Below are 13,334 nucleotides of genomic sequence, written 5' to 3' on the forward strand. Positions count from 1 at the left end.
CAACCTTCAATCAAGTGATGTTTTTCACAATCTAAAAAGCAGGTTTTCTTTCATTTCAGTAGTTATTTAGTTATAGATTACGTTATTGAGGTGGGGACGGGTGTGATGAGGCACACACTTGGGTATGTCGTATTAGAGGTATTTCCAACAATCTGCCTTCAATTCTTGTGCTGAGGAACGGAGTTTCATATAATTTTAGAGAGATGGATTGGTAAATGTTGAGTATTTTGACGCCGTGTATATCGTAGTTTCAGAAGAAAGGTGGATACGGAATGAAACGTTTCGAAGATGAAGGTGCGTATAAGTACAGTTTCTATTCGGTACTTCGTCGGGGCGAGCGGGTTGATGTGAAATGTCCAAAATGCGGAGGACACGCATCTATTGAACAAGGTAAAGATCAACTGGGATGGAAATGTTTCGATTGTTACGCTCAAGCGCTTGAAGAACCGGTGTATCAATATAAGGCCAAGGGGAATTGTGCTGTATGTGAACGTTGGTTTAACGTGGAAGTCACAGACGGGAAGAAGACTTCTCACCGATCAACGCATGTGGAATGTCCGCATTGTGGTGCTGTTAATCAGGTTGAATTACATGCCAAATCGACATACGGAAGGTGTTTTTCCGAGATTCGTGCAGGGAAAGATCCTGTATTCGGGTTGGAACTATACTTCCTGGATGAGTTCAGAGGAAAAATCATATGGGCTGTGAATCGGGAGCACCTGAATTATCTCATTGCTTATGTTTCCGCAGATCTGCGTGAGAAACCTGTAAATATGCCTTTAAGAACAGCTTCACATAGTATTCCGGCTTATATTAAGGATGCGAAGAACAGGGATATGGTTGTGCGTACACTGTCCAAGCTTCAGCATAAGACTGGATGAGACTGAAAGATAAGATGAAGCGTTAAAGCTGCAAGGGAGAGAAGACATGAAACTACGATTTAAACTTAGTATTTTTGCAATCATTCTGGGGATGTTGATGATTCCGGCTTATTTTATTTTACAGACTTATGGCATATTTCAAAAAGAGACAGTCTTATCTGACTATGCTCTCGCGGTTGATGTTAATGGTGAGTCCTATGGGGCTTGGCCGCTTATTAACAGTTTTGCAGCGATGGATAAACAAGAGGATAACCGTCAGTTTTATTACCGGATCGACATGAGTCATCTCCAATACCTGTTTAATCTGGCCTATCGGGAATATGAAGTGAAGCCCGGTGGGGACAATCCGTATCTGGATGGTACTGTAAACTATCAACATACGGATCACAACTATGTGCAGACTGAAAGAAAGTATGAGAACGCCAATGATTTTACAACGGTCTTAAATCTGTATGATCAGGATGGGCAGGTGATCTACACCTACGATAATACCGGCAAAGCGGATAACGAATTGGTGAAGTCCATCATTCATCAGGGAATGAGCCGTAATAGTGGCGGTAGTAGCGAAGCTGCCCGCGATCCGTATATCAATATTACGGCGTTATTTCGCGACAAGCTTAACATTGATGTGAAACTGACGGTGGATGAGGAACACAAAGTGGTTACCATTCGAATGAACAAATCGGAGGCGAGATGATGAATGCGTATGGTGTGCAACACGGACCTGCTTATCTGGAAGGTTTAACAAAGAAGGAAGAGGACATAAAGTCCGAGGAAGTGGAGTGGAAAGGCAAACTTCAAACGAGTGATGGTCATGATAAATTCCATATTTTTTATTATGGTGACTTGACGGATGATGATCTGATTACCTGGCATGATTCGACACCGCTTCTTGTATATGCGGAGCATACCGTCACGGGTGAACGCTACCTGATCATTGATGCCGCTAAGCACGGATATGATGCCATGTTATGTGAGACTTATTCGGAAGAAGCACTACATGACAGACCACTTCGCCCTTATCTGGATGTTGAAGGAGAGGACATCTTTGAGGTAGAGTTGACGGCCTACTACAATGTGCCTTGGGATGATGAGTTTGGCGAAGATGTAGATGAGCATGGTACGTATGAACTGATTACGGGAGAGCGCATGGATTTTGATCAGGTCAAACGTGATGGATATGATGCGTTCGCCATTCGTATTCTGAATCGTAAAGGGGTATGGACTGACATTGTACAGGAAGAACTGGCTTAGATCTGTATACGAATGAACCAAACTGAGATGGGAGATGTCGACAAATGTATATCGTATCCCGTGCACTTAAGCCGGTTCCAGCAGAGGAAATGGATCACTTTGAACAACAACACGCCATCTCGCTACCTTTGTCATACCGTACCTGGATTGAACAATACGGGGAAGGCACCTACACAGGCTGGATGAATGTGCAAAGACCGGACACGGAAGTGCTGAAGCCTTTTGTTGAATATGATTTTTGGATACATACGGATGAATCGCCTATATGTCAGCATCAACTTGCGCAGTGCATCACCATCGGCAGTTCTGTAGATGGAGATTTCCTTGCTGTTCATCCGGAAGTTGAGGGGCTGTTGTGGCTACCGCGTCATAATGAACATATCACCTTATGGGCATGCCCGAAGACTGAATTTGGCGTAACGCTGGACCGGATCTATTGTGGGTATTACCATCAGGATAAACCGATAACGCCACTTTATTTTGAACCGTGGAATGAGCTGCGTAAGCACGCATTTTATCATTTTACAGGGACGGGACAGGGAAGCTCCATGAAGGAACTGGCCGATACATGCAAAACGGAATTTAAGTGGGACGCTGTGTTGGAGAATGAGTACATGTGCAAGCTGTTTATGGCGTCGATGGGAGGATATGTACGTTTTAACTATGCAAATGGGAGAGAAGTTGCCCTGTTCTATGAAGAAAAAAACGGTGCGGAGGAGGCGACAGATAACGATATCAGTCTGTTTTTGCAGGCACATCATTGTACGGCATATGAATAGGGCTAGAGTGGAGGAGAACCTATGAGTTGGTTAAAAGAGGACATCGCGGAACAATGGCGTAATGAAGGCAAGCGTTATGCAAGGGATGTCAATGCATTTGTACGGAAAGGCATGGAGGGAGAGCAACCAGATGAATCCGAGCTGAAGGACGATTCCAGGAGCGATATGAGTACTGAAGTATTCCATATGGTGAGACAGGCCAATCTCCACGGTGACTTGGAGGTGCTTCGACGTGAGTTGCCAGCAGCGACGTGGCCATTGAGCGAGGCGTTTCAGGCTTCCATGCAAGCGGTCAATGTTGTAGGTTATCTGAACGAAGAGACGTGTGTGTGTAATACGGGTATCTTCACGGAGAATGGTCAGATCTATACGATGGATCAGCACGGATGGCAGTTGATTTCTCCGTATACTTTTGCAGGTTGCTCATCAGACGGATTGGACTATGCGCTTGCAGGACCGGAAGGGATTCGTATTATTCGTCAGCCAGATCGCAGGTTGGAAGGACAGGAGATAGCGACATATCGTTGGGAAGATATTCAATCCCGGATACAGTCTTCCTTACCTCGGATTGAATCACTTGCGGATTGTGAGCATCCCGAATGGACACTTGAAGGACTTATACCTATGGATGAAGGCAAAGCACTACTCATCCATTCACGATACGGGATATATCTCGTCACACAGGCTCAGGTGACCTTGCTTCATCCCGATCTGGCAGAGATCGAAGAGTATGAGCTAGAGGATACACAGTTAGACATGGGACATGCAGCGGTATCCCGGGATGGTCGATGGATAGCATATGGTAGCCAAGGGAGCAATCATATGGTGATGGACCGCCAACTGAACAAGACATACTCTCTCTATCCAGAATCGAGCTACCCTCATTATGCAGCATTCACCAGTGATAACCAAACCGTCTGGTTTAACGCATGTCATTTCTATAACGGGGTAACGATACAGGTTCCGCTGGAATCTATCGCAGGTAACGAAACGAAGGAAGATTGGCCGGTCATGGATGAGAATGCACGAGTGTATGCAGCGGTGGAAATAGAGGCGGGAATGGTGTTTGGGGATGCATATGGTTATCTGTATTGTGTGAATGGCGAGGGTGAGGAAGTATGGCGTCATTTTGTAGGAAGTACCATCTATTCTCTCGCCGTATCGCCGGAACAGTCCAAACTTGCAGTTGGCACGTATGGTGGCATGCTGCATGTGCTCGATCTTCGTTCCAAAGAAATGGACGAGTACGGGATTGGTACAGGCACTCTTCGTGAGCTGGAGCGATATGTGTTGTGGTGTGGAGAAGAACCTCTGTGCTGGTGAGTTAGCATTTTGACCTAGTTAGGGGTGAAGGAATGGAACGTGAAGAGGCAGTAATGTTATTAAAATGTCATGCTTTTTCCTATGATGATCTGAGTCATCCCAAGATGGAGAACGGTTTTATTGGCAGTCTGCGGCCCTTTCGTGGCCATTTAATTGAGGAGAATTTTCATGAGTTGATGGAGATACTGCGGGTACTGGCATCAGAACTTGCACGGCCTTCACTGGATCGGGAAGTCATGGCATGTCTATGGGGAATTACTCATATGGCACGCGCCTGGGCCGTTGAACCTGAGGGTATGCTTCGCAGCAACAACCTCATCTCGGACGAACAGGTGGCGTTGATGGAACAATGGCTTAATTTGTTATCTTATGCAGTCATGGTTCTGATTGAAGGCGGCGGAGAGGAAGAAGCATTTTGGGAATATCATCAATATCTACAAGAAGAGAAGGGCTGAGATAGGGAGGTGTGGTCAGCGTGGAGCGGAATGTATCATTAAACGTGTTAATGGACGAGCTGAATCACTTGTTAGATGAGAGAATACAGGATCAAGAGATTCGGCAATTGTTCGAAGAATATCAACATCGGGAAGGTGCATCCGAGGAAAGTTTGGATCTATTCGAAAAGGAGTATGGCGTCCGGCTGCCTGGCGATTTTCGTACCTTTTACCAAAGCAAAGATGGCAGTGGTTACGGGTTACATGTGCTGTACCCAGGTGATGCCGAGGGTGGGCGTTGTACACCTTTTTATCTGATGTCATTGGAAGAGATTCGAGAGACCAAACAATACTTCTGTGAAGTAGATGAGAAGCTTGAAGAGTATTATTCTGCCGAAGAGATTAGCCAGTTGGACCTGGAGATCAAGCCATACCTGTTCCATAAACCATGGATTCCTTTTGCAACGATTGCGGGAGGTTCACTGTATCTGATGCTCGATTTCGATCCAACGGAGGAAGGGACGTATGGGCAGATTATCATGTACGTGCACGATCCAGACTTTGTTTATTACCTTACACCTACCTTCACGGTTCTCCTCAGCATGTCGAACTGTAATCTGAAGATGATGGATGAGATCACGTATTAAATCCTGAACGATTAGATAATTCCTTAATAATAAAGAAGCTGCCGAAGCAGCTCCTTTATCTGAACAAGTACTTTGAATAAGTCTAATGATTACCACTGGAAGAAACGATGTCCGTGAAATCCTCCGCCGCCTGGAGATCCTCCATGTCCACCTGGACCACCCGGACCGCCAGGTCCACCTCCGTGAGGTCCACCGGGATAGCCACCTCCCGGGAAATGACCAGGGTGTCCACCGGGGTAACCACCGCCGGGATATCCACCATGCCACCAAGGACCACCGATCGGATATGGCAGTGGAACAGGAACGATGGGCGGGTATGGATAGGGATAAGGGTACGGGTACGGTGGCGGTGGTGGATAATAAGGGTAAGGATAACCCGCAGGTTGCGGGGATGATACTGAACCAGGGCCGTATGCCATGTAACAAGCCTCCAATAACTGGATTGATGATATCAGCCTATGCCACAGTGGTTTCAGATGATACAACAGATTAAAGATTAATGAATATAGTGCCATGAGGGGTGAACATATGGTAGCCGTAGCTTTTCACACGGATCCAAAAGGAACGGCCTATGAACTGTTGATTGACGAATTGATCGAGAAGACAGACCGGTTTATGCTGGTTGATAGACAAAGGTACGAAGAGAACGAGATACCGGAAGTGTTTCGTGTGTTAGAGAGATTGAAACCCTATCTTGTGGAACGTGCTACGATGGAAGAGATGATGCTGAAAAGCGGAGCCTATTATTCCGAAGGCACCTATTATACATATCGCTGTACACCGGAATCGGGTCAAGTGCTCAAAGAAGAAGCTAATCGTTTTCATGATTGGTGTTACCCGGCATTGCCGGACGATCTTTGTTTTATAACAGAAGACGGAAATGATTATTTTTTCTCTGTTGCCCATGAACATATGTACGGCATGAGGATTACATACAAAGAAGCGAGTGAACTTATGGAGCGGATTCCGGGGTTGTTCTTTGAATTGGACCGTCATAAGGAAATTGATCATCTTCTGGACGATGCGATCAGGCATCAGACCGATAAGCTGGATATCAGCTTACACGGTTTAAGTGAGCTTCCCGAACGAATTCGGGAGTTGAAGCACTTGAAGGAGCTGACGATTTTTGAGCAGAATCTGTACTCGCTCCCTGCAAGTCTTTTCGAACTGACTTCATTGGAAAGATTGGTCATTACAACGCTGGATCTGGAGCGTCTTCCGGCAGAGATCGGGAAACTCAAGCAACTTCAAGAGTTAAGAATTTATTGTGGCAGCCCTTTTGAATCTGTACCTGGTTGGAGGCCCAGACCACAATCTGAATTGGGACTAAATTGCATCCCGCCTGAGATTGGTGAATTAAGTGAACTGAAGTATCTGGAGATAGTATATTCTGGTATACGTGAACTCCCTCCGGAGCTGGAAAAACTGAAGAATCTGCGTGCTTTACTGGTAACGAATGCACTGATTGAGGGAACTCCGGATGTTGTCACAAGAATGCACTGGCTGGAGTATGTAGACTTAATGAATATTCCATTTGGTACACATTGGGAAGAAGTCTGGGAAATGAAAAAGAACATGTAATGAATAGAGCCCTGCTCGGGATGTCCGAGTCAGGGATATTTGTTATGGGATGAAAATTGGTGGAAATGTCACGTATCTGGGCGCTGGGCATAAGCTGGCATATAGGTTATGACCTAAACCGAGAGCGAAGGGCAGGCGTTTTATTTTGGCAACCTCATACATGGATTACACTTTACCAACCACCGAATTTACTTACGATTTGAGCAATAACCCGTTATTCAAGAAGGATGAGAACAACTATATTAACTCTCTTTCCATCAAGCAGTTAAACACACTGGGCAATGCTTCTTTACTGGATATTTTCCTCAACACGGGCAATGTGGTTGAACCACATACGCATCAGAATGCAACGGAGTTGGTATACTGCATCAGCGGTGCGGCAGTTGTTTCCCTCATTAATCCGTTTACCAACGAGCTGCTTCATTTCCCGATTACTCCGGGGCAGGTGGCTAACGTTCCTCAAGGCTGGTGGCACTATGAAGTGGCTACTGCAGATCATACACACTTACTGGCAGTTTTTGATGCTCCTGTTCCTGAGGCGATATTTGGCTCAGACACCTTACGTCTTACACCTGCAAAACTTTTGGCTTATACGTACTGTCTGGACGAGAAAAAAGTTCAAGAAGCGCTGGCTCCGATCCAAAAAACAGTGATCATTGGCCCGCCGGCAGATTGCCAAACTTCAACTGCTCCCGCCTCTAACAGTGCTCCAAATGTGAATCATCAGCCTTACGTAATGCCTAATGTACAACCCAATGTACAGCCAAACATGCAACCAAACATGCAACCAAACATGCAACCCAACACACAGCCAAACATGCAACCTTACGTGAACCGTCTTCCGTACTGGGGCACTTGGGTTGATCCACGTATTATCCATGAGCCGGGCTGTCCGTATTATAGATAGCTTCCTGTGAATACTAATAATCAAGAGGAAAGATGAACTTTATTTGCTGAGGTTATCTAATACACATAGGTATTTCAGTTAAATTAGGTATAGCAAAAGAAGCGTTCGCAAAAGAACGCTTCTTTTGTTGATTAAAGGTGTCTTCAAACCTGCTGAAAGCCGATACATACCTGAACGTGTCCGAAGCATGGAGTGCTAACGAATCGTAGGCGTCTTAATCAAGGATTTGAGGCGTGCTCAGAAATCTAAAGAATCTGAGACACGTTATATCAGAATAAACAGCCGTATGAAGTGTTTTTATCGGGGGATTTTGGGAAGTAAAGTGTCTGATGTTCCTTACAATTTTAAATGAGGACCTAGAGGCCAAATAAGATGTCCTGAGTTCCTAAGAAAATTTTCAACCCATTCCCCAGAGACCGCAGGATAGTACTTCAAGACTTTTTAGGCGCTGAGATCCATCATCGATAGATTGCCTGAGGTTGAAGACACACCCTAGTATTTATATGATTTAATTTACGATGTGTAATTTCGTCCCAAGCCAAGCTCCGTTAATAATTGACGATAAGCAATCGAAGTACGGTCAGCGGGAATATGGGCTTCGGCATGCAGATCAAGGGGCAGATCCTCCGGTTTCTGTGACTCGACCATCTCGCGGTCTTCTTCAAATATCTGCAAGTTGAACTTGATTGTGTCTTCAATCGGAGCGTCTTTGTCAAAGTTGCGTGTGATTGGACAGAATAGACGTGTATAACGGGCAGAGATCGGTGAAGCACAATTCAGAATATTCAGCTTGTCGCCTCCTGGGAAATGTACCGTAAGAGAGGCCGCAAAAGGTGGGAACACTCGAAACTCGCGCAACCATTGGAAACCTTCAGGTGCAACAAGATCTTGCCCTTTGCCATAGTTACTCACCGTACTCCAATACTCGGCCAGTAACTCATTACCTTCGCGTTTCACTTTGTATTGGGGGACTTCTGTGTTGTTTCGGTCACCAAACGTTTCGGTATGCACATAGGCAAAATGGGATACATCCAGGAAACCCTCCATTTGTCGTCCAGAGGAACCAGCAATGTCAAAGTTGGGTGGCAAAATATTGATATAATCCGGATCATCCCAACCAGGGAAGGAGGGGATCTGTTCTTCCATTCCTGCCAGTGTAGTCCATATTAAGCCATAACGTTCAACTGCCGGGTACACGATAAGTTTGAGCTTAGGCGAGATCTTGGAACTTGGGTGCGCAGGTACGGCGGTACATTTGCCTTCGCAATTATATCGAAAACCGTGATAAGGGCAGACAATCTCGCCATTTTCTACCCAGCCTTTGCTAAGTGGAGCCCCGCGGTGAAAACAAAGATCCTTGGCTACCACAACCTGATCATTACTGCGATAGAGAACCAGCTTCACATCGAGTAATTGAGCAGCAAGTGGTTTGTCTGTTACTTCGGTTGCTTGGGCTATCGGATACCAATATTGGGATAAAACATGCCAGTCTTCAGCGGTGAACGTACAGCCTCTAGGCAATTCGGACGTCACATTACGGTTTGCATTGGAAGTTATCATAGGAAACACTCCTTGCCGATATGAATAAACGATTCTCTTTTTGTGTTAGAAAAGTTAACTTGGTTAGCCGTATGTTACTACTCCTTTGGTCAAAGTATCAATATATCCAACCTACTTTTGGTTGAAATCACAAACAGATCAGTAAAAAACGTACATAGATACGGAAAAACGCGGATTTTTCTTACGTTAGATGTTAATTTTATAGAATGAGGACAGACATTCAGTATGTTATTTCTTTCCATTACTGATTATCAACTCCATGGAGGTTGTCCTGCCATCAGAATTTGCAGTGTGAATATTCGTTAGTTGAGCAACCATTCTTGTGGGTATAAAAAGATTTTCGCAAAGAATGTCACAGATTCCGGCCGTCGTTTGTCTTCAGTATGTAAACCAAATGACGGAGGCGAATGAAAAATGAATTTAAGAACGAATTACAGAGTAGCTAGTCCAGGTGCTTTTAAAGCGATGATGGCAATGGAGCAATATATATCCGGCCAATTTGAAAATAAAGTATTGTATGAGTTGTTAAAAATCCGCGTGTCCCAGATCAATGGCTGCGCCTTTTGTCTCGATATGCATGCCAAAGATCTGATGAAACTGGGAGATTATGCGGATCATATTTTATTGCTGAGTGTGTGGCGTGAAGTGGCTTTCTTCACGGATCAAGAACGTGTTATGCTGGAGCTGGCTGAAGCGGTGACCCGAATCTCGGAACACGGTGTACCACTTGCGTTGTACGATAAGGTTCGTGAACATTTCAGTGAATCCGAACTGGTGGATCTGATCCTGGCCATTAACACGATTAACAATTGGAACCGGATTGCGATTACAACAGGGATGTATCCGGGTTGCTTTAAATAAAATACATGCACCATGCCAGAGGGGGCCATTCTTATGAATTCCAATCTCCACGCCAATGAGCCAGATGTGTCTTCTCTGGATGTTGGTGAGTTGTATATTCGTTATAAAAAATATGCATTTTCAATAGCTTACCGCATGCTGGGCAGTGTGGTAGAAGCTGAAGATATTGTGCAAGATTGCTTTGCGGGGATTCAGAGCACGTCTGCTCAGGATATTCGTAATCCCAAGTCCTACATCGCCAGATTGGTTGTGAACCGAAGCTTGAATCTGCTAAATTCCGCCCGTAATCAGCGGGAAAGTTATGTTGGTGAGTGGTTGCCAGAGCCGATGGGTGACAGTGAAGAGTCGAACATGCCAGAGGAAACGATGGAGAAAAAAGAACTGATCTCCTATGCCTATCTGGTCATGTTGGAGCGTCTATCACCCATGGAACGCGCTGTTTTTGTACTTCGTGAAGCGTTCCGATATGATTATTCCGAAATAGCGGATTGGCTGGGCAAAACGGAGAGTAACTGCCGTCAAATCTTTAGCCGCGCCAGACGGAACTTGCCTGAAAGACTTCCGCCGATCGAGCAAAGTGATGCAGATATGATAGCTAAAGGTGAATTGCTGAGCCGTTTTACATCGGCTTTCCTTCGTTATGACGTCTCTGCCATGCTGGAGTTACTGGCAGATCAGCCTGTATTTACAGCAGATGGCGGTGGCGTTGTGCATACGGTTATGAGAACAATGAACGTGCACAAAGGTGTGCTTGCACTTCTGACCTCACGGCGAGTCCTTACGCGATTGCGTGAAAGAGAATGGGTACCCATGTGGATCAATGGTGAGCTTCAACTTGCGTTGATGAAAGAAGGACAATTGTCCGAGGTACTCTGTTTGGAGTTGGACGCTTCTGGAGAGCGGATTGAGGGCGTGTATCTCGTCGTAAATCCGAACAAACTTACATCAATATACACTTCAACTCTTTGATCCAAACGTAAGGAGTTGAAATGTAAACTTAAAAGCGGCAACCTCTGTCTCGAGGACTGCCGCTTTTTTGGCATTTACATTTTGATATTCAGCATCCAATTACTCCGGAGCAAATTGTTGTTGAACATTTTCGATGATTGCTCTGACTTCAGGTGTAAGCTCATCATTGTTCTGATTGAGGAGCAGCAAAATCTTTTCCATAGTGTCCAGAATAACACTCTCTGTATTGGGCTCCCGCTTAGCCAAAGCTTTCTCGTAAGCCTTTTTCACCTCAGGGTCTATGGTGCGAATTTCTTCGTCGTCAGTGAACCAATCATATGCAGGCGTGTTGTCACTTCCGTAAAACAGGTAATCCACAGATATCCACTGCTTCACTGCAGATGTACGATTGGAATTCGGAAAATTGTTCAAAAAGGCTTCTTTCTCCAATGTACGCTGAATTAATTCATTCCAGGAGATGATAATGCCACCATCTGAAGTCGTCATTTGGTTGGACTCGGTAGCCATAATATCAATGTACGCAGCAATATCAGCCTTTACAAAAGGCTTGAACTTTTGGTATATCTCATAATTGATGATGGGGTAATACAAGCCTTCACTGGTTTCCAGTTTGAACCCGAGATCAGATGCTTCCTGCAGAAGTTTCTTCGCTTTCGGATCTTTAATTTCTTTGAGCAGACGACTATATGTAATCTTCTGTTCGTAACCAAGTTGTTCATGGGCTTGAGATATGGCCTGTTGAAATTGTTCCGTATACATTTGGTGATCCACATCAGCCAGCTTTACGTTCTGCATGTTCTCCAATTGCAGCGTCATTAGTGTGGCCTGCCAAGGGCTGGCTTTATCGATATGATTCATCAGGTATTTACGTGCTTTAATCAGACTTTCTGTGGACTTCACTGCTTCTGTTCGATAGGTTTGGAATTGATGATACACCGCTTTGGAAGCGGGGACAGGTGCAGCCAGTGTTGTTGAGGTCGTCAGTGTTGAGCCAATGGCAGTACAGCCAAGAGCCATAGCCAGTAAACCAAGTTTAACAGGTTGCTTCCATCTCATTTGTATACCTCCCCATTAATGAAGAAAAGTCATTTGAATTTTCTTATAACCGCATTTCACCGTATTTTATATGTATGATCCGTATGTTGAATATGTAAGTTCTGTCTTTGATTAAACCAGTTTCTGGTAAGCGAATCAAGTGTCTTCAGTAGGAAAAAGATTACATAATTAAAGAACAGCCCCTTAGACCCGAAAGGGTTAAAGAGACTGTTCTAGGTATTTGGACTTTATTTTCTAATTAATGAAGTGGTTTATTGCTATTAGGCATCTGAGGTGCTCCGGTTGCTGGAATGTATGCCTGAAGCATCTGCTGTGTATCACTTGGGGTGAGTTGAGGTACTTGGTAATAGGCGTTTTTATTCTGGAACATGAAAATTTCATAGGCCATCTCGATAAAATGCTGGATCTGAGAAGCGATGACTCGGCGAACCGTCCCATTTGTGATCTCGCTACAGGACATGCCGAGCAGACTCGCATGTGATTTGATCAGTCCCAGCATATGACCGCTGATCCCGGCATCCTTTACATCGGCCAAGCTCTGGTTTGGTTTTTTCGGTGCTGATGGCTTAAGGCCATATACCGGTGGTACCATGTTGGGGATCATATAGGTAGCTGTCTCTTGATGAGGCTTCTGTCCGGATGCAAAACACTCTGCTGTCAGATTGTACTGGGATAATATGAAGTTGTATTGCCGGTCCAGAATGCCAATCAGTTCCTGGCTCTGTACAAATGTACGAAAGATCATGTATTGATCCAGCACGTTAATGCTGGAGGACAGAATCTCGTGCACGTCGAACATCTCATGGCCGCCATGATTCATGTTAGGGGTGACATTTGGATTAGCATTCAATGTGGGTTGTACTACATTCTGAGGGTTCATGGAATTTGGATTCATTGTAAATTTGATTCTCCTTTGGTAAATGGTATGATTCTATATAAGTTGAACGAAAGAATATTTACACTTGCCACTCCGATGACAGAACAACCTTCCGATCGCTGTTATCCCCAGATTTTTAATTCAATTTACAAAGGTGAAAATCCGGTGATAAGCTTATGCTTCCGAAGTAGCTTTCTTGTAGAAA

At 44.8% G+C, this 13,334-nt stretch carries 15 protein-coding genes; 11 read left to right on the forward strand and 4 right to left on the reverse strand.

The annotated features are described in order from the left end of the window. Positions 1 to 272: 272 nt before the first annotated feature. Genes BLS69_RS05150 through BLS69_RS05180 form a run of 7 tightly spaced genes read left to right on the forward strand, consistent with a single transcriptional unit; the run spans position 273 to position 5,318 of the window. The gene (locus BLS69_RS05150) at positions 273 to 881 is read left to right on the forward strand and encodes a hypothetical protein (RefSeq protein WP_091029062.1); all 609 of its coding nucleotides are present in this window, start codon (positions 273 to 275) and stop codon (positions 879 to 881) included. Between the two features lie 46 nt (positions 882 to 927). After that, positions 928 to 1,578, forward strand: coding sequence for a hypothetical protein (locus tag BLS69_RS05155; protein ID WP_091029063.1), 651 nt, complete (start codon positions 928 to 930; stop codon positions 1,576 to 1,578). Continuing rightward, positions 1,575 to 2,135 (forward strand): hypothetical protein, encoded by a 561-nt coding sequence (locus BLS69_RS05160; protein WP_091029065.1) that lies wholly within the window; start codon positions 1,575 to 1,577, stop codon positions 2,133 to 2,135. Before BLS69_RS05155 ends, BLS69_RS05160 begins: the two co-directional genes overlap by 4 nt. A gap of 44 nt (positions 2,136 to 2,179) precedes the next feature. Beyond that, complete coding sequence (locus tag BLS69_RS05165; protein WP_091029067.1) at positions 2,180 to 2,914, forward strand: hypothetical protein; 735 nt, start codon at positions 2,180 to 2,182, stop codon at positions 2,912 to 2,914. Positions 2,915 to 2,935: 21 nt separating this feature from the next. Beyond that, positions 2,936 to 4,237, forward strand: coding sequence for a hypothetical protein (locus tag BLS69_RS05170; RefSeq protein WP_091029069.1), 1,302 nt, complete (start codon positions 2,936 to 2,938; stop codon positions 4,235 to 4,237). Between the two features lie 32 nt (positions 4,238 to 4,269). Further along, complete coding sequence (locus BLS69_RS05175) at positions 4,270 to 4,692, forward strand: hypothetical protein (RefSeq protein ID WP_091029071.1); 423 nt, start codon at positions 4,270 to 4,272, stop codon at positions 4,690 to 4,692. A gap of 20 nt (positions 4,693 to 4,712) precedes the next feature. Further along, positions 4,713 to 5,318, forward strand: a complete 606-nt coding sequence (locus BLS69_RS05180; protein WP_240768049.1) for an SMI1/KNR4 family protein — start codon at positions 4,713 to 4,715, stop codon at positions 5,316 to 5,318. Between the two features lie 89 nt (positions 5,319 to 5,407). Here BLS69_RS05180 and BLS69_RS05185 read toward each other — a convergent pair whose 3' ends face one another. Then, complete coding sequence (locus BLS69_RS05185; RefSeq protein WP_176872598.1) at positions 5,408 to 5,737, reverse strand: hypothetical protein; 330 nt, start codon at positions 5,735 to 5,737, stop codon at positions 5,408 to 5,410. 109 nt (positions 5,738 to 5,846) lie between these two features. On the opposite strand from BLS69_RS05185, the gene BLS69_RS05190 reads away from it, so the two are divergent. Both BLS69_RS05190 and BLS69_RS05195 read left to right on the forward strand, forming a co-directional pair. Beyond that, the gene (locus BLS69_RS05190; RefSeq protein WP_091029076.1) at positions 5,847 to 6,899 is read left to right on the forward strand and encodes a leucine-rich repeat domain-containing protein; all 1,053 of its coding nucleotides are present in this window, start codon (positions 5,847 to 5,849) and stop codon (positions 6,897 to 6,899) included. Between the two features lie 145 nt (positions 6,900 to 7,044). Further along, positions 7,045 to 7,806, forward strand: a complete 762-nt coding sequence (locus tag BLS69_RS05195) for a cupin domain-containing protein (RefSeq protein WP_091029078.1) — start codon at positions 7,045 to 7,047, stop codon at positions 7,804 to 7,806. Positions 7,807 to 8,319: 513 nt separating this feature from the next. Here BLS69_RS05195 and BLS69_RS05200 read toward each other — a convergent pair. Continuing rightward, positions 8,320 to 9,366, reverse strand: coding sequence for an aromatic ring-hydroxylating oxygenase subunit alpha (locus BLS69_RS05200; RefSeq protein ID WP_091029081.1), 1,047 nt, complete (start codon positions 9,364 to 9,366; stop codon positions 8,320 to 8,322). Positions 9,367 to 9,780: 414 nt separating this feature from the next. Here BLS69_RS05200 and BLS69_RS05205 point away from each other — a divergent pair, with 414 nt between their 5' ends. Together BLS69_RS05205 and BLS69_RS05210 are read left to right on the forward strand one after the other, a co-directional pair. Beyond that, a complete protein-coding gene (locus BLS69_RS05205) occupies positions 9,781 to 10,227 on the forward strand; it encodes a carboxymuconolactone decarboxylase family protein (RefSeq protein ID WP_091029083.1) in 447 nt (148 codons plus the stop codon). Positions 10,228 to 10,260: 33 nt separating this feature from the next. Next, a complete protein-coding gene (locus BLS69_RS05210; protein WP_091029086.1) occupies positions 10,261 to 11,196 on the forward strand; it encodes a sigma-70 family RNA polymerase sigma factor in 936 nt (311 codons plus the stop codon). Positions 11,197 to 11,295: 99 nt separating this feature from the next. Here BLS69_RS05210 and BLS69_RS05215 read toward each other — a convergent pair whose 3' ends face one another. Together BLS69_RS05215 and BLS69_RS05220 are read right to left on the reverse strand one after the other, a co-directional pair. Continuing rightward, positions 11,296 to 12,252 carry a hypothetical protein gene (locus BLS69_RS05215; protein WP_091029089.1) on the reverse strand — a complete coding sequence of 319 codons (957 nt, stop codon included), beginning with the start codon at positions 12,250 to 12,252 and terminating at the stop codon, positions 11,296 to 11,298. 238 nt (positions 12,253 to 12,490) lie between these two features. After that, positions 12,491 to 13,132 carry a spore coat protein gene (locus tag BLS69_RS05220; RefSeq protein WP_371129060.1) on the reverse strand — a complete coding sequence of 214 codons (642 nt, stop codon included), beginning with the start codon at positions 13,130 to 13,132 and terminating at the stop codon, positions 12,491 to 12,493. Positions 13,133 to 13,334 lie beyond the last annotated feature (202 nt).

Source organism: Paenibacillus sp. CF095 (assembly GCF_900101225.1).
Classification (GTDB): domain Bacteria; phylum Bacillota; class Bacilli; order Paenibacillales; family Paenibacillaceae; genus Paenibacillus.